Raw genomic sequence first — 15,327 nt, 5'->3', positions numbered from 1 at the left:
GCCATGTGTGAATTGCTGGGCATGAGTGCCAACGTGCCGACCGATATTGTCTTCAGCTTCACCGGGCTGATGCAGCGCGGCGGCCGCACCGGCCCGCACCGCGACGGCTGGGGCATTGCCTTCTACGAGGGCCGTGGCCTGCGGCTGTTCCAGGACCCGGCCGCCAGCAGCGAATCGCAGGTGGCCGAACTGGTGCAGCGCTACCCGATCAAGAGCGAGGTGGTGATCGGCCACATTCGCCAGGCCAACGTCGGCAAGGTCTGCCTGTCCAACACCCACCCGTTCGTGCGCGAGCTGTGGGGGCGCAACTGGTGCTTCGCCCACAACGGCCAGCTGGCCGATTTCAACCCGGCGGCCACCTTCTACCGGCCGGTGGGCGACACCGACAGCGAAGCGGCCTTCTGCGACCTGCTGAACCGCGTGCGCGAAGCCTTCCCGGAGCCGGTAGAGGTCGAGCAGTTGCTGCCCACCCTGGTCGAGGCCTGCGCCCACTACCGCTCCAAGGGCGTGTTCAACGGCCTGCTCAGCGACGGCGACTGGCTGTTCTGCTTCTGTTCGACGAAACTTGCCCATATTACCCGGCGCGCGCCGTTCGGCCCGGCCCGGCTCAAGGACGTGGACGTGACCGTCGACTTCCAGGCCGAGACCACCCCCAACGACGTGGTGTCGGTGATTACCACCGAACCGTTGACCGATAACGAAACCTGGAACCGCTACGAGCCTGGCCAATGGGCGCTTTGGCGCCGCGGCGAGTGCGTGCTCCAGGGCACCACCGACTAGGAAGCCACACATGCTGCGAAGTTACCTGCGACTGGTGCTGTTCGCCGTCGGATTGCTGCTGGGCGTGCAAGTGCCCGGGTTGATCAACGATTACGCCCACCGCGTGGAAGCCCACCTGATGGAGGCGCAGCAGAGCCTGCGCGGCTTCCAGGACACTGCCGACAAGTTCTTCAACGGTGACCTGCAGGCGCTGATCGCCCACTACCGCGAAAGCACCGACCCGGTGTTCCAGAGCGACAGCCAGAGCCTGGGCACGCTGATCAACCGCCACCAGGCGCTGGACAGCGAATGGATGGCCCTGCAGGGCCCCTGGTGGACCCGCGACTGGCACGTGCTGACCGCCGCCGACCCGCAGATCAGCCAGGAAACCCTCAACGGCTACACCTACCAGGTGCTGCTGGTGCCTGAAGCCATCGGCTGGGGCGTGGGCGTGGCCTTCGTGCTGGCGCTGGTGCTGGAATGCCTGATCATGCTGCCGGCCTGGACCCTGTACGGCGTGCGCAAGTACAAGGGCGAAGTGCCCGAGCACTGGCGCTAGCCGCTGTGGGAGCTGGCTTGCCAGCGAGCTTTTGGGCCTCAACAGCTCGCTGGCAAGCCAGCTCCCACACTATTTGGACAGGAAACGCATTCCTTCTTCCAACCCGCGCAGCGTCAGCGGGTACATCTGGTCCTCGATCAACTCGCGCACGATGTTGGTCGACGCCGTATAACCCCAGGTGTCCTTCGGATACGGGTTGATCCAGATCAGCTTCTTGTACTTCTCCATGAAGCGCTGCATCCACACATACCCGGCTTCCTCGTTCCAGTGCTCGACGCTGCCACCCGGCTGGGTGATTTCGTAGGGCGCCATGGCCGCGTCGCCGACGAAGATCACCTTCCAGTCCGGCCCGTACTTGTGCAGCAGGTCCTGGGTGGCGGTACGTTCCGAGGTGCGGCGCATGTTGTTCTTCCACACCGACTCGTACACGAAGTTGTGGAAGTAGAAGTACTCCAGGTGCTTGAACTCGGTCTTGCAGGCCGAGAACAGCTCCTCGCAGATCTTCACGTGGGCGTCCATGGAGCCGCCGATGTCGAACAGCAACAGCAGCTTCACGGTGTTGCGCCGCTCGGGGCGCATCTGGATGTTCAACAGGCCGGCGTCGCGGGCGGTGTGGTCGATGGTGCCGTCGATGTCCAGTTCCTCGGCGGCGCCCTGGCGGGCGAACTTGCGCAGGCGGCGCAGGGCCACCTTGATGTTGCGCGTGCCCAGCTCCACCTGGTCGTCGAGGTTCTTGTACTCGCGCTGGTCCCACACCTTCACGGCCTTGCCCTGGCGCTTGCCGGCGTCGCCGACGCGGATGCCCTCGGGGTTGAAACCGCCGGAGCCGAACGGGCTGGTGCCACCGGTGCCGATCCACTTGTTGCCGCCGGCATGGCGTTCCTTCTGTTCTTCCAGGCGCTTCTTGAACTCTTCGATCAGCTTGTCGAGGCCGCCCAGGGACTGGATCTGCGCGCGCTCCTCGTCGGTAAGGCTGCGTTCGAATTCCTTGCGCAGCCATTCCTCGGGAATCAGCGCCTGCAGGTGGTCGTCGAGCTTTTCCAGGCCGTTGAAGTAGGCGGCGAAGGCGCGGTCGAACTTGTCGAAATGGCGCTCGTCCTTCACCAGGATGGCCCGCGACAGGTAATAGAACTCGTCCATGTCGGCGAAGGTCACCCGCGCCTGCAAGGCATTGATCAGGTCCAGCAGTTCACGCACCGAGACCGGCACCTTGGCGGCGCGCATCTCGTTGAACAGGTTGAGCAGCATGGCAGGCCCCTCAGCGGTTGCCGCGTCGGCTCATGAACGCCAGGCGCTCGAGCAGTTGCACGTCCTGCTCGTTCTTCACCAGGGCGCCGGCCAGCGGCGGGATGGCCTTGGTGGGGTCGCGCTCGCGCAGCACCGCTTCGCCGATGTTGTCGGCCATCAGCAGCTTCAGCCAATCCACCAGCTCGGAAGTGGAGGGCTTCTTCTTCAGGCCTGGCACCTTGCGCACGTCGAAGAACACGTCCAGGGCTTCGCTCACCAGCTCTTTCTTGATGTCGGGGTAGTGCACGTCGACGATCTTCTGCAGGGTGGTGCGGTCGGGGAAGGCGATGTAATGGAAGAAACAGCGGCGCAGGAAGGCGTCCGGCAGCTCTTTCTCGTTGTTGGAGGTAATGATGATGATCGGGCGCTGCTTGGCCTTGATGGTCTCGTCGATTTCGTAGACGTAGAACTCCATCTTGTCGAGTTCTTGCAACAGGTCGTTGGGGAACTCGATGTCGGCCTTGTCGATCTCGTCGATCAGCAGGATCACCCGCTCCTCGGACTCGAAGGCCTCCCACAGCTTGCCTTTCTTCAGGTAATTGCGCACGTCGTGCACCTTGTCCACGCCCAGCTGCGAGTCGCGCAGGCGGCTCACCGCATCGTACTCGTACAAGCCCTGGTGGGCCTTGGTGGTGGACTTGATGTGCCAGGTGATCAGGCGCGCACCGAAGGATTCGGCCAGTTGCTCGGCGAGCATGGTCTTGCCGGTGCCCGGCTCACCCTTCACCAGCAGCGGGCGCTGCAGGGTGATGGCCGCGTTCACCGCCAGTTTCAGGTCGTCTGTGGCGACGTATGCCGCGGTGCCTTCGAACTTCATGTGTGCCTGTCCTCTATGCCGAGAGTTTGTTATGGCAGCGACTATAACGCGCGGCCCGGTCGAATGTGAACGCAGCACCACTATTCAGTCGCTGAATGAACACGACAGGGGCAATCAGCCGCCTTCTTTCGGCGGCGCCTGCTCGTACCTGGCGTTGAACGCCTGGACGAAGCCGTTGCGCAAAATCTCCCAGAAGGCTTCCAGGGCGCTGATGTCCTGGCGGTGCACGCTGCCGCTGAGGTCGACGCGGGTGGCGAACTGGTTTTTCTGCTGGTTCTTGAGCAGGGTCTGGGTGCCGCCGACGATGGCTTCCCACACCGAGCGGAAGAAACTCTTGTTCTTGTTTTCCACGTCCTGCTGCCAGTTGAACACTTCGACGTTGTGCAGCAGGGGCTTGATGTAGCCGGTCAGCTGGCCTTTCTTCGCCGTGGCTTCGATGACCACGTCGCCGGTGCCGGCGTTGAAGTCGAACTTGCCGTAGGCGCTGCTGAAGTCGTTGACCTTGCGCAACTCAATGCCGGTGGTGCGCAGGCGGAACTGGAAGTCCTCGAAATTGCTGAAGGGGTCGAAGGTGGCGGTGGTTTCCAGCGGTGCCTGGCCGAACAGCTGGGCGTGGCCTTCGAAGCGGGCGTTGCGCTTGCCCTGTTTATCGGCGACGTTGGTGAGGTTGAAGATGCTGGCGTTGACCTGGTCGGCGGACAGTTTTACCGGCGGCTTGGAGCTGAAGTTGCGGAAGGTGATGGTGCCGTTGTCGATGCGCACTTCGTCGAGGGTGATGGGCAGCAGCTTGTTCATCTGCGCGCGCCAGTCGGTGCCGGCACCGGTCTGCGAGGCCTGCTTGTTGGCGCCGCCGTCGACGAAGTTGAGCTCGGGGTCGACGAACTCCGCCTTGGCCACCACGGCGTGGTCGTACCACAGCGACGACCAGCTCACCGACAGGTCGATAAGCGGCGCAGTCAGCAGCGGCACCGGCACCTTGCCGTCGACCTTGACGATCTCCAGGCCATTGATCTTGTAGGCGCCGCGCCACAGTGCCAGGTCGACGTCGGCCACGTGGCCGCGGTAGGCGCCCATGTCGGCCAGCTTGTCATTGAGGTAATTGCGCACCACGTAGGGCAGGGCGACGTGTACCACGATCAGCAACAGCACAATGACTGCCACCGTCCACAAGGGCCAGCTGTAGCGACGTTTCATGATGCGCATGTCCGGGACCGTATACAGGCATTGACCTGCGGCCACCGCATCCGTTCGCACTGGACTCGCCAGGCCCCCGGGCTTAACCTTGAATTTTTACGCTGGTGCATAAGGACCTCCTGCCATGAGCCGCATTTTCGCTGACAACGCGCATTCCATCGGCAACACGCCGCTGGTGCAGATCAACCGCATCGCCCCGCGCGGCGTGACCGTGCTGGCCAAGATCGAAGGCCGCAACCCGGGGTATTCGGTCAAGTGCCGCATCGGTGCCAACATGATCTGGGACGCCGAAAGCAGCGGCAAGCTCAAGCCGGGCATGACCATCATCGAGCCCACCTCGGGCAACACCGGCATCGGCCTGGCGTTCGTCGCCGCCGCCCGCGGCTACAAGCTGGTGCTGACCATGCCGGCGTCCATGAGCATCGAGCGCCGCAAGGTGCTCAAGGCCCTGGGTGCCGAGCTGCTGCTGACCGAGCCGGCCAAGGGCATGAAGGGCGCCATCGAGAAGGCCGAGGAGCTGGCCAAGGCCAACCCCGACACCTATTTCATGCCGCAGCAGTTCAGCAACCCGGCCAACCCGGCCATTCACGAGAAGACCACCGGCCCGGAGATCTGGAACGACACCGACGGCGCCGTGGACGTGCTGGTGGCGGGCGTGGGCACCGGCGGCACCATCACCGGTATTTCGCGCTACATCAAGCACACCCAGGGCAAGTCGATTCTTTCAGTGGCGGTGGAGCCCATCGGCTCGCCGGTGATCACCCAGGCCATCGCCGGTGAAGAGATCAAGCCCAGCCCGCACAAGATCCAGGGCATCGGCGCCGGTTTCGTGCCGAAGAACCTCGACCTGTCGCTGGTGGACCGCGTGGAGCTGGTCAGCGACGACGAGGCCAAGGCCATGGCCCTGCGCCTGATGCAGGAAGAAGGCATTCTGTGCGGCATTTCCTGTGGCGCCGCCATGGCCGCTGCCGTGCGCCTGGCCGAGAAGCCGGAAATGCAGGGCAAGACCATCGTCGTGATCCTGCCGGACTCGGGCGAGCGCTACCTGTCGAGCATGCTGTTCGCCGACCTGTTCACCGAGGCCGAGAACCAGCAGTAAGCTGAAAATTGTGGGAGCTGGCTTGCCAGCGAGCTTTTGAAAGCCCCAAAAGCTCGCTGGCAAGCCAGCTCCCACAAGGATAATCGCGCTCGTTGATCTGCCTCAACGTCCGTCCTTGCGCGCCACGCAATAATGAATCTCGTCCGGAGCGGCTGTTTAGCTGGCCTCCCAGGGTTTATCATGGCGGACTGCCCATTCAAGGAGTTGTTGCATGACCCTTTCACTCACCGTCAAGCTTGCGGTGCTGATGCTGTTCGTCTGCAGCATCCTTTACGTGCACTTGCGCGGCAAGGCGCGCCTGCCGGTGTTGCGCCAGTTCGTCAACCACTCCGCCTTCTTCGCGCCGTACAACGCGCTGATGTACCTGTTCTCTGCCGTGCCGTCCAAGCCCTACCTGGACCGCAGCAAGTTCCCCGAGCTGGACCTGCTGAAGGACAACTGGGAAACCATCCGCGAAGAAGCCATGCACCTGTTCGACGAGGGCTACATTCGCGCCGCCGAGAAGAACAACGACGCCGGCTTCGGTTCGTTCTTCAAGAAGGGCTGGAAGCGTTTCTACCTGAAGTGGTACGACCAGCCGCTGCCATCGGCCGTGGCCCTGTGCCCCAAGACCGTGGAGCTGGTCAGCCGCATTCCCAACGTCAAGGGCGCCATGTTCGCGCTGCTGCCCGGCGGCAGCCACCTGAACCCGCACCGCGACCCGTTCGCCGGCTCCCTGCGCTACCACCTGGGCCTGTCGACGCCGAATTCCGACGCCTGCCGCATCTTCGTCGATGGCCAGGAATACGCCTGGCGCGACGGCGAGGACGTGATGTTCGACGAGACCTACGTGCACTGGGTCAAGAACGAGACCGACTTCACCCGCGTGATTCTGTTCTGCGACATCGAGCGCCCGCTCAGCAGCCGCCTGATGGGCCGCATCAACCGCAGCGTCAGCGCCTTCCTGGGCCGCGCCACGGCACCGCAGAACGTCGATGAAGAGCGCGTGGGCGGCATCAACCAGGCCTACGCCTGGAGCAAGCGCTTCAGCGACGGCATCGCCGGCAAGGTGAAGAAGTTCAAGCGCGCCAACCCCAAGGCCTACCGCGTCATGCGCCCGGTGCTGGCGGTGGTGGTGCTGACTGCCCTGGGCTACTGGCTGTTCGGCTAAGCCCCGTGCCCCGGCCGCTCGGCCGGGGCCCTGCTGCCTTATTGACCCAGCACGGCGGCGCCGGCGCGGGCAATTTGCGCGTCAAACTCCGACTTCACCCCTGACACGCCAATGGCGCCAATCACCTGGCCGTCGTGGACGATCGGCACCGCGCCTTCCAGGCAGGTCATGATGTCCACCGACAGGAACGAGTTGCGGCCATTGTTCACCAGCTCTTCGTAATACTTCGACTCGCGGCCGCTGATGGCCGAGGTGCGGGCCTTCTCGGGGGCCAGGTAGGCGGTGCTGGAGGCGGCGCCGTCCAGGCGTTCCAGGGCCAGCAGGTGGCCGCCGTCATCGACGATGGCGATGGTCACGGCCCAGTGGTTCTGCAGCGCTTCGGCGCGGGCGGCGGCCATGATTCGGGTGGTTTCGGTGTGGCCCAGTACGGCTTTGGTGCGCATCGATCAGTCCTTTTATTGGGTGGGGCAACTGCCGTTATCTTCACACGCGGCGGGATGCTTTGTCCCATCAATGGCGACTTATCACAACGGCGCCGATGGCCTAGGCTAGAGCCATTGCCTTCAAGGACCACGTTGATGACCACTCGCACCTTCGGTGACCTGCAACACGACCCGGTTTCGCACCTCCACTACCGTCTCAGCCCGGCCAGCGGCCCGGTGCGCGGGCGCCTGTTGCTGCTGCACGGGGTGGGCAGCAACGAGCGCGGCATGGTGGCGCTGGGCGAGCACATGCCCGGCGACTTTGAAGTGCTGGCGGTGCAGGGGCCGCTGGCCATCGGCCCGCAGCAGTTTGCCTGGTTCAACGTGCAGTTCGGCGAGCAGGGCCCGGTGATCAACGCCGAGCAGGCCGAAGCCAGCCGCCGCCAGCTGCTGGCCCTGGCGCAGGCGCTGGCGCCGCTGCCCACGGTGATCGCCGGTTTCAGCCAGGGCGGCATCATGAGCGCCAGCAGCGGCCTCACCGCGCCAGCGCTGTTCAAGGGCTTCGGCCTGCTCAGCGGCCGCATCCTCCCGGAGATTGCCGTGCGGTTGGCGGGGCCGCTGGAGCTGTCGGCGCTGAAGGCCTTCGTCGCCCACGGCATTCACGACAACAAGCTGCCGGTCAGCTGGGCCGAGCGCGCCGACCAGTTCCTCAACGAATTGGGGGTGCGCCACGAGCTCAAGCTGTACCCCATCGGCCATGAACTGAGCGGCGCAGTGGTGGCGGATTTCGTCGAGTGGTTGAACGCACTGATTCCGGCGTAAGCCGGAAGGGTGCCCGTAGCAGCTGCCGAAGGCTGCGTCCACTGGCAACGCGATCCAACCCTTGCTATAGTCGGCCTTCACTTGCAAAAGAGCACCCCATGGCCACCTCCTGCTTCCCCACCGGCAAACCTCGCACAGCTCACGCTGTCGGCGTGCCGCGCGTGGACCAGCAACCGGCCATGCTCGGTCAATATCCCCCTCCTGTCGTTCAGACGCCCGTGTGTGCAGTCGTTGCACCCCCTCCAGGCGTTGTTCCTGCGGTCTGACCCGCACACCAAAACACTGAACCCGGCTGTTTAGCCGTGCTGGCCTTGATTGGCCCGAATGACAGGTGCATACATGTTTGTCTTTTCGAAAGACTCCGTGGCCTCGGCGGCCTCGACCATCCTGTTCGTCCTGCTGTGGAGCAGTGGCGCCATTTTCTCCAAATGGGGCCTGGCCCACGCCTCGGCGTTCGCCTTCCTGCTGTGCCGTTTCGCCATCGCCCTGGTGGCGCTGGTACTGCTGATACCGGTGCTCAAGCTGCGCCTGCCCGGCACTCGGCAAGGCGTGCTGTACGCCATTGCCACCGGCCTGGTGCTGTTGGGCGCCTACCAGATCTTCTACATCCTGGCCTTGAGCCTGAAGGTCACCCCCGGGGTGATGGCCACGGTGATGGGTGTGCAGCCGATCCTCACCGCCGTGCTGGTGGAGCGTCGCCATTCCTTCACCCGGCTGTTCGGCCTGTGCCTGGGGCTGGCAGGGCTGGTGCTGGTGGTGTTCCAGAGCATCGGCATCGCCGGCATGTCCATGGCCGGCATGGCCTTCGCGCTGCTGGCCATGCTCAGCATGACCCTGGGCTCGATCATGCAGAAGCGCATCAGCACCGACCCGCTGGGCACGCTGCCGGTGCAGTACGCGGCGGGCATGTTGCTGTGTGCGTTGTTCGTGCCCAGCCAGCCGTTCCACATCGAGCACAGCCTGTCGTTCTACGTGCCGGTGCTGTACATGGGGCTGGTGGTGTCGGTGCTGGCGACCTTGCTGCTGTACCGTTTGATTGCCCGCGGCAACCTGGTGAACGTCACCAGCCTGTTCTACCTGGTGCCGGCGGTGACGGCGGTGATGGACTGGCTGATCTTCGGCAACCGCCTGGCGCTGCTGAGCGTGGCGGGCATGGGCCTGATCGTGCTGGGGCTGGTGTTTGTGTTCCGCAAGGCCTAGGGCCTCAGCGCTTGCGCTTGAGGGTCTCGCTGGGCAGTTCGTCGAACAGCGCCCGGTAGCTGCTGGAGAAGCGCCCCAGGTGCCAGAATGACCAGTGCATCGCCACCTCGGCCACCGTGGTGGCGCTGCCCTGGGCCTTCAGCAGTTCGCGGTGCGCGTTGTTCAGCCGCTTCAAGCGCAGCCACTGCGCCGGCGCCATGCCGGTGTAGGCCTTGAACGCCTGCTGCAGCTGGCGCAGCGACACTTCGGCGACGCTGGCCAGCTCCACCAGGTTCAGGGTCTCGTCCGGCACATCGGCTGCCCATTCGAACACCCGTTTCATGATCCGCCGTTCCGCAGCGCGGCGTTGCAGCGCGCTGCCGTCCAGGCCCACCGAGGCGTGGTCGAGGATGAACAGGCAGTCGTCCAGCAGCTGCGCGGTCAGCGCCTCGCGGTCGGGGGCGTGCTCGGCCTGGGCCAGGCGGGTGAGGGTGCTGCTCAGCCAGCGGGTGAACAGCGCGTTCTGGCCGCAGCTCAGCGGCGCCATGAACAGCCCGGCCAGGCGCGCGCTGTCCAGGCCGTGCTCGCGGACGAACTGCGGGCCGAACACCACGGCCACCTCGCGGTAGTTCTCCGGGGTGATCCAGATGTTGCGGCTCTCGCCGTTGAGCAAATACAGCGACTGCTCGCTCAGGTCGAAGCAGAACGCCAGCGAGCCCTTGGGCGCACTGAAATGCTGCTCCACGCGGGTGTTCATGCCTTCTTCGTAAATTTCCACGCCCTGCAGGTCGAGGTAGCGGATGCGGCCGCGGAAATGCCCGGGCGACATCTGCTGGTAATCCTGCACCCAGCCGGGGGTGACCTGGATCTGCTCGGCAAAGCTGCCGGTGTCGAAGGCCTGGACGTTAAGCGAAAAAGGCTCTTTCATGCGATGACCTTGGCGCACCATAATGGTGCATTTCGGCGTGCGTAAAATGGATAGATGGTTATAAGCCGCTTGCGCAAGATATAAGGGAACGCGCCCAAGGGGAAGAGACACCCCAAGCCTCATTCCGGTGAGGGAAAAAACATACAATACCGGCGCTCACATCATCCACGACGAGGTCTTTATGAATGCCCCCTTCGACCAACTGTCCAGTTGGCTGAAAGATCACAAGATTACCGAGGTTGAATGTGTGGTCAGCGACCTGACCGGCATCGCCCGCGGCAAGATAGCACCCACCAACAAATTCCTGCACGAGCGCGGCATGCGCCTGCCGGAAAGCGTGCTGTTGCAAACGGTAACCGGGGATTTTGTCGACGACGACATCTACTACGACCTGCTGGACCCGGCGGACATCGACATGATTTGCCGCCCGGACCCTTCGTCGATCTACGTGATCCCGTGGGCCATCGAGCCTACGGCCATCGTCATCCACGACACCTTCGACAAGCAGGGCAACCCGGTCGAGCTGTCGCCGCGCAACGTCTTGAAGAAAGTCCTCAAGCTGTACGCCGACAAGGGCTGGCAGCCTATCGTGGCGCCCGAGATGGAGTTCTACCTGACCCAGCGCTGCGAAGACCCGGACCTGCCCCTGCGCGCGCCGCTGGGCCGCTCGGGCCGCGCCGAAAGCGGCCGGCAGTCGTTCTCCATCGACGCCGCCAACGAATTCGACCCGCTGTTCGAAGACGTCTACGACTGGTGTGAAGCCCAGGGCCTGGACCTGGACACGCTGATCCACGAAGACGGCCCGGCGCAGATGGAAATCAACTTCCGCCACGGCGACGCCCTGGACCTGGCCGACCAGATCACCATCTTCAAGCGTACCATGCGCGAGGCGGCGCTCAAGCACAACGTCACCGCCACCTTCATGGCCAAGCCGGTGGGTGACGAGCCGGGCAGCGCCATGCACCTGCACCAGAGCGTGGTCGACATCGCCACCGGCAAGCCGATCTTCGTCAACGAAGACGGCAGCAAGAGCCAGCTGTTCCTCCACCACATCGGCGGCCTGCAGAAGTACATTCCCAAGCTGCTGCCGATGTTCGCGCCCAACGTCAACTCGTTCCGCCGCTTCCTGCCGGACACCTCGGCACCGGTGAACGTGGAGTGGGGCGAAGAGAACCGCACTGTGGGCCTGCGCGTGCCGGACGCCAGCCCCGAAGCCATGCGCGTGGAAAACCGCCTGCCGGGCGCCGATGCCAACCCTTACCTGGCCATCGCCGCCAGCCTGCTGTGCGGCTACCTGGGCATGGTCGAGCACATCGAGCCGAGCGCGCCGGTGGAAGGCCGCGCCTACGAGCGCCGCAACCTGCGCCTGCCGATCACCATCGAGGACGCCTTGGCGCATATGGAAGAGTGCGACACCGTGATCAAGTACCTGGGCGAGAAGTTCGTCCGCGGCTACGTGGCGGTGAAACGTGCCGAGCATGAAAACTTCAAGCGGGTCATCAGCTCCTGGGAGCGTGAATTCCTGCTGCTGAGCGTGTAAGCAAAAAAACCATTAGAAAAGTACCAACGGAGTGAGTCGAATGCGTTTACTGAAATCCATGTTACCCGCGGCGCTGGCGCTGCTGTGCGCCACCGGCGCCCATGCCGAAGGCTCTGTCAGCGTCTACAACTGGACCGACTACATTGGTGAAACGACGCTGGCGGACTTCACCGCCAAGACCGGCATCAAGGTGGTGTACGACGTATTCGACTCCAACGAGACCCTGGAGGGCAAGTTGCTGGCCGGCCACACCGGCTACGACGTGGTGGTGCCCTCCAACCATTTCCTGGGGCGCCAGGTAAAGGCCGGGGCGTTCCTGAAACTGGACCGCTCGCAGCTGCCGAACTGGAAAAACCTGGACCCCAAACTGATGGCCCTGCTGGAGAAGAATGACCCGGGCAACGAGCACTCGGTGCCGTACCTGTGGGGCACCAACGGCATTGGCTACAACGTGGACAAGGTGAAGCAGGTGCTGGGCGTCGACCACATCGACTCCTGGGCCGTGCTGTTCGAGCCCGAGAACATGAAGAAGCTCGCCAAGTGCGGCGTGTCGATGATGGACTCGGCCGACGAAGTGATGCCCGCCGTGCTCAACTACATGGGCATGGACCCGCGCAGCAACAAGCCGGAGGACTACGCCAAGGTCAAGGCCAAGCTCAAGACCGTGCGCCCGTACGTGACCTACTTCCACTCGTCCAAGTACGTGTCGGACCTGGCCAACGGCAACATCTGCGTGGCCTTCGGCTACTCGGGTGACGTGTTCCAGGCCGCCAACCGCGCCAAGGAAGCCAAGAACGGCATCCATATCGCCTACTCGATTCCCAAGGAAGGCGCCAACCTGTGGTTCGACCTGCTGGCCATTCCCGCCGACGCCGCCGACGTGAAAGAGGCTCATGCCTTCATCAACAACCTGCTCGACCCGCAGGTGATCGCCAAGGTCAGCGCCACCGTGGGCTACGCCAACCCCAACGTCGAGGCCAAGCAGTACATGGACCCCGAGCTGCTGAGCAATCCTGAGGTCTACCCGCCCCAGGAAGTGTTGGACAAGCTGTACATTTCCACCGCCCCGACGCCGGCCATCATGCGCTTGATGACCCGCGACTGGACCGACATCAAGTCAAACCGCTGACAGCGAGAAGTGTGATGGTGATGCATTCAGAACATGCCCGTTCCTACTACGCGGCAACCGCCGGCCAGATGCCTGACTACCCCTGCCTGGGGGAGGACCTGGTCGCCGATGTGTGCGTGATAGGCGGTGGCTTCACCGGCGTCAACACGGCCCTTGAATTGGCCGCGCGTGGCTTGTCGGTGGTGCTGCTGGAAGGGCGGCGAATCGGCTGGGGCGCCAGTGGCCGCAACGGCGGGCAACTGATCCGTGGCATCGGCCACGCGGTGGACGGTTTCGCCCGCTACGTGGGCAACGACGGCGTGCGCTACCTGGAGCAGGCCGGCATCGAGTCGGTGGCGGTGGTGCGCGAGCGCATCGAGGCCAACAACATCGACTGCGACCTGCGCTGGGGCTTCTGCGAACTGGCGAACACCCCGGCGCAGTTCGCCGCGTTCGCCGAGGAACAGCGCTGGCTGGGGGACATCGGCTACAGCCATGCAACCCGCATCGTCGGCCCGGGGCAGATGAGCGAAGTGGTGGCCAGCGACCAGTACGCCGGCGGCTTCATCGACATGGGCTCGGGGCACCTGCACCCGCTGCGCCTGGTGCTGGCCGAGGCGCGGCTGGCCCAGGCCCAGGGCGTGCGCATCTTCGAGCACAGCCCGGCGCTGGAGATCATCCACGGCAGCACCGTGCAGGTGCGCTGCGCCGGCGGCACGGTACGCGCCGGCCACCTGGTGCTGGGTTGCAACGCCCACCTGGATGACCTGGAGCCACGCCTGAGCGGCAAGGTGCTGCCCGCCGGCAGCTACATCATCACCACCGAACCGTTGAGCCGCGAGGTGGCGCAGAGCCTGATCCCGCTGGACCTGGCGCTGTGCGACCAGAAAGTTGGCCTGGACTACTACCGCCTCACGGCCGACCGCCGCCTGCTGTTCGGCGGCGCCTGTCACTATTCGGGCAAGGACCCGGCGGACATCGGTGCCTACATGCGGCCGAAGATGCTCAAGGTGTTCCCGCAATTGGCCAACGTGAAACTGGACTACCAGTGGGGCGGCATGATCGGCATCACCGCCAACCGCTTCCCCCAGGTAGGCCGGCTCAGCCAGCACCCCAACGTGTACTACGCCCAGGGCTACAGCGGGCATGGGGTGAACGTCACCCACTGGACGGCGAAACTGCTGGCCGAGGCCATTCATGCCGGCCACAGCCACGGCTTCGACGTGTTCAGCAAGGTGCCGCACATGACCTTCCCGGGCGGCAAGGCCCTGCGCTCGCCGCTGCTGGCGCTGGGCATGGCGTGGTACCGCCTCAAGGAAATGCTGGGCTGACACCCATCCCCGTAGCAGCGGCCGCAGGCCGCGTCCGGAAGCACCGCGTAATCCCTTATGGGAGCGGTGTTGCGGGACGCGGCCTGTGGCCGCTGCTACAGGGGTTTTGTGCGTCAGGCCCCACGCGTATTCAGGCGGGTTTTGTGGGTTTCAGGACGAAATACAACGCCAAGCCAATCAACACCCCGCCATACAGGTGCGCCCACGACAGCGGCTCGCCCAGCAGCAACGCCCCCCACAACACGCCGAACGCCGGGATCATGAAGGTCACGGTGCTGGACTTCACCGGGCCGATGTCGGTCAGCAGGCGGAAGTACAGGATGTAGGCGAACGCCGTGCACACCAGGCCCAACCCCAGCAGCGACCCCCATACCTCCCAGCCGCCCCAGCTGGCCGGCGGGGCGATGGCCACGCTGGCGGCGCACAGCGGCGTCAGCAGCAGGGTAGCGCCGAGCATGCTGCCCAGGGCCGACAGGCGCGGGTCCAGGCCGCCTTGCTGGTCCAGCCAGCGCCGGGCCAGGAAGCCGGCGAAGCCGTAGCAGGTGGTGGCCAGCAGGCAGGCCACGGCGCCCAGGGCCAGTTGCAGGTCGAAGGCCACGGGGCCGGCGCGGGTGAGGATGCCGACGCCAAACAGCCCGGCGAACACCCCCAGCAGCTTGAGCGGGGTCAGCCGCTCATGGAAGAACAGGCCGCCAATCAACACGCCCATCAGCGGCGTGGTGGCGTTGAAAATCGCCGAATAGCCGGCCGGCAGCACCTGGGCAGCCACCGAGTACAGGGTGGCAGGCATGCCGGAGTTGATCATGCCCAGCAGCAGGCAGGTCTTGAGCTTGCCCTGGAAATCCCATTTCACCCGCATCAGGCCCAGAATCACCAGCAGGCCGGTGGCGGCGATGGCGACGCGGAAGAAGGCGGTGGGGAACGCGCCCAGCACCGGGGCGATGACGCGCATGAACAGGAAGCTGGCACCCCAGACGGCGGCAAGCAGCAACATGTTCATGAGGGAGGCAGGTTTCAAGGGGATCTCCAGATCCGGTGGGCAGGGCGGCAAGTCTCCTAGAGCACGCCTGCGTTGGCAACCACCCTCGTAGCCGCTGCCGAAGGCTGCGCTGGCCCTGTGCCCCGCTGCAGA

15 protein-coding genes are annotated in these 15,327 nt (G+C 64.5%); 9 read left to right on the top strand and 6 right to left on the bottom strand.

The window, feature by feature from the left end; genetic code table 11:
- Positions 1 to 3: 3 nt before the first annotated feature.
- Both RAM80_RS11300 and RAM80_RS11295 read left to right on the top strand, forming a co-directional pair.
- Positions 4 to 780 carry a class II glutamine amidotransferase gene (locus RAM80_RS11300; protein WP_416426516.1) on the top strand — a complete coding sequence of 259 codons (777 nt, stop codon included), beginning with the start codon at positions 4 to 6 and terminating at the stop codon, positions 778 to 780.
- A 10-nt stretch (positions 781 to 790) separates the two neighbouring features.
- Positions 791 to 1,318, top strand: coding sequence for a DUF2937 family protein (locus tag RAM80_RS11295; RefSeq protein WP_416426515.1), 528 nt, complete (start codon positions 791 to 793; stop codon positions 1,316 to 1,318).
- Between the two features lie 69 nt (positions 1,319 to 1,387).
- Here RAM80_RS11295 and RAM80_RS11290 read toward each other — a convergent pair whose 3' ends face one another.
- From RAM80_RS11290 to RAM80_RS11280, 3 genes are all read right to left on the bottom strand, one after another.
- Positions 1,388 to 2,566, bottom strand: a complete 1,179-nt coding sequence (locus RAM80_RS11290) for a vWA domain-containing protein (RefSeq protein ID WP_416426514.1) — start codon at positions 2,564 to 2,566, stop codon at positions 1,388 to 1,390.
- A gap of 10 nt (positions 2,567 to 2,576) precedes the next feature.
- Positions 2,577 to 3,422, bottom strand: a complete 846-nt coding sequence (locus RAM80_RS11285; protein ID WP_027977089.1) for an AAA family ATPase — start codon at positions 3,420 to 3,422, stop codon at positions 2,577 to 2,579.
- Between the two features lie 114 nt (positions 3,423 to 3,536).
- Positions 3,537 to 4,616 carry a DUF748 domain-containing protein gene (locus RAM80_RS11280; RefSeq protein WP_416426512.1) on the bottom strand — a complete coding sequence of 360 codons (1,080 nt, stop codon included), beginning with the start codon at positions 4,614 to 4,616 and terminating at the stop codon, positions 3,537 to 3,539.
- Between the two features lie 124 nt (positions 4,617 to 4,740).
- On the opposite strand from RAM80_RS11280, the gene cysK reads away from it, so the two are divergent.
- The gene (gene cysK / locus RAM80_RS11275) at positions 4,741 to 5,715 is read left to right on the top strand and encodes a cysteine synthase A (protein ID WP_416426510.1); all 975 of its coding nucleotides are present in this window, start codon (positions 4,741 to 4,743) and stop codon (positions 5,713 to 5,715) included.
- Between the two features lie 211 nt (positions 5,716 to 5,926).
- Complete coding sequence (locus RAM80_RS11270) at positions 5,927 to 6,865, top strand: aspartyl/asparaginyl beta-hydroxylase domain-containing protein (RefSeq protein ID WP_416426508.1); 939 nt, start codon at positions 5,927 to 5,929, stop codon at positions 6,863 to 6,865.
- A gap of 38 nt (positions 6,866 to 6,903) precedes the next feature.
- On the opposite strand, the gene RAM80_RS11265 is transcribed toward RAM80_RS11270, so the two are convergent.
- Positions 6,904 to 7,308, bottom strand: coding sequence for a heme-binding protein (locus RAM80_RS11265; RefSeq protein WP_416426506.1), 405 nt, complete (start codon positions 7,306 to 7,308; stop codon positions 6,904 to 6,906).
- Between the two features lie 135 nt (positions 7,309 to 7,443).
- Between RAM80_RS11265 and RAM80_RS11260 the strand changes: the two genes are divergently transcribed.
- Positions 7,444 to 8,109: an alpha/beta hydrolase gene (locus tag RAM80_RS11260; protein WP_416426504.1), complete on the top strand. Its 666-nt coding sequence runs from the start codon at positions 7,444 to 7,446 to the stop codon at positions 8,107 to 8,109.
- Positions 8,110 to 8,448: 339 nt separating this feature from the next.
- The gene (locus tag RAM80_RS11255; protein WP_416426503.1) at positions 8,449 to 9,309 is read left to right on the top strand and encodes a DMT family transporter; all 861 of its coding nucleotides are present in this window, start codon (positions 8,449 to 8,451) and stop codon (positions 9,307 to 9,309) included.
- 4 nt (positions 9,310 to 9,313) lie between these two features.
- Here RAM80_RS11255 and RAM80_RS11250 read toward each other — a convergent pair whose 3' ends face one another.
- Entirely contained in the window at positions 9,314 to 10,216 is a 903-nt protein-coding gene (locus tag RAM80_RS11250) for a helix-turn-helix domain-containing protein (RefSeq protein ID WP_416426502.1), read from the bottom strand.
- 181 nt (positions 10,217 to 10,397) lie between these two features.
- On the opposite strand from RAM80_RS11250, the gene RAM80_RS11245 reads away from it, so the two are divergent.
- From RAM80_RS11245 to RAM80_RS11235, 3 genes are read left to right on the top strand one after another with little or no spacing between them, the layout of a single operon-like run.
- Positions 10,398 to 11,756 (top strand): glutamine synthetase family protein, encoded by a 1,359-nt coding sequence (locus tag RAM80_RS11245; protein WP_416426500.1) that lies wholly within the window; start codon positions 10,398 to 10,400, stop codon positions 11,754 to 11,756.
- 40 nt (positions 11,757 to 11,796) lie between these two features.
- Positions 11,797 to 12,885, top strand: coding sequence for a polyamine ABC transporter substrate-binding protein (locus tag RAM80_RS11240; RefSeq protein WP_416426499.1), 1,089 nt, complete (start codon positions 11,797 to 11,799; stop codon positions 12,883 to 12,885).
- A gap of 20 nt (positions 12,886 to 12,905) precedes the next feature.
- Positions 12,906 to 14,195 (top strand): NAD(P)/FAD-dependent oxidoreductase, encoded by a 1,290-nt coding sequence (locus RAM80_RS11235; protein WP_416426498.1) that lies wholly within the window; start codon positions 12,906 to 12,908, stop codon positions 14,193 to 14,195.
- Between the two features lie 130 nt (positions 14,196 to 14,325).
- Here the strand turns inward: RAM80_RS11235 and RAM80_RS11230 are convergent, their stop codons facing one another.
- Entirely contained in the window at positions 14,326 to 15,195 is an 870-nt protein-coding gene (locus tag RAM80_RS11230) for a DMT family transporter (RefSeq protein WP_416427459.1), read from the bottom strand.
- Positions 15,196 to 15,327 lie beyond the last annotated feature (132 nt).

Origin of the sequence: Pseudomonas sp. App30 (assembly GCF_047947025.1) — a bacterium.
GTDB lineage: Bacteria > Pseudomonadota > Gammaproteobacteria > Pseudomonadales > Pseudomonadaceae > Aquipseudomonas.
Note: the sequence above shows the minus strand (reverse complement) of the source record. Positions and strands in the feature narration are given on the sequence as shown.

Coding starts and splice junctions, on each gene's coding strand:
- RAM80_RS11280 (WP_416426512.1), bottom strand. CDS start 4,616: ATGAAACGTCGCTACAGCTGGCCCTTGTGGACGGTGGCAGTCATTGTG.
- RAM80_RS11290 (WP_416426514.1), bottom strand. CDS start 2,566: ATGCTGCTCAACCTGTTCAACGAGATGCGCGCCGCCAAGGTGCCGGTC.
- RAM80_RS11300 (WP_416426516.1), top strand. CDS start 4: ATGTGTGAATTGCTGGGCATGAGTGCCAACGTGCCGACCGATATTGTC.
- RAM80_RS11285 (WP_027977089.1), bottom strand. CDS start 3,422: ATGAAGTTCGAAGGCACCGCGGCATACGTCGCCACAGACGACCTGAAA.
- RAM80_RS11245 (WP_416426500.1), top strand. CDS start 10,398: ATGAATGCCCCCTTCGACCAACTGTCCAGTTGGCTGAAAGATCACAAG.
- RAM80_RS11295 (WP_416426515.1), top strand. CDS start 791: ATGCTGCGAAGTTACCTGCGACTGGTGCTGTTCGCCGTCGGATTGCTG.
- RAM80_RS11265 (WP_416426506.1), bottom strand. CDS start 7,308: ATGCGCACCAAAGCCGTACTGGGCCACACCGAAACCACCCGAATCATG.
- RAM80_RS11250 (WP_416426502.1), bottom strand. CDS start 10,216: ATGAAAGAGCCTTTTTCGCTTAACGTCCAGGCCTTCGACACCGGCAGC.
- RAM80_RS11270 (WP_416426508.1), top strand. CDS start 5,927: ATGACCCTTTCACTCACCGTCAAGCTTGCGGTGCTGATGCTGTTCGTC.
- cysK (WP_416426510.1), top strand. CDS start 4,741: ATGAGCCGCATTTTCGCTGACAACGCGCATTCCATCGGCAACACGCCG.
- RAM80_RS11255 (WP_416426503.1), top strand. CDS start 8,449: ATGTTTGTCTTTTCGAAAGACTCCGTGGCCTCGGCGGCCTCGACCATC.
- RAM80_RS11230 (WP_416427459.1), bottom strand. CDS start 15,195: ATGAACATGTTGCTGCTTGCCGCCGTCTGGGGTGCCAGCTTCCTGTTC.
- RAM80_RS11235 (WP_416426498.1), top strand. CDS start 12,906: ATGCATTCAGAACATGCCCGTTCCTACTACGCGGCAACCGCCGGCCAG.
- RAM80_RS11260 (WP_416426504.1), top strand. CDS start 7,444: ATGACCACTCGCACCTTCGGTGACCTGCAACACGACCCGGTTTCGCAC.
- RAM80_RS11240 (WP_416426499.1), top strand. CDS start 11,797: ATGCGTTTACTGAAATCCATGTTACCCGCGGCGCTGGCGCTGCTGTGC.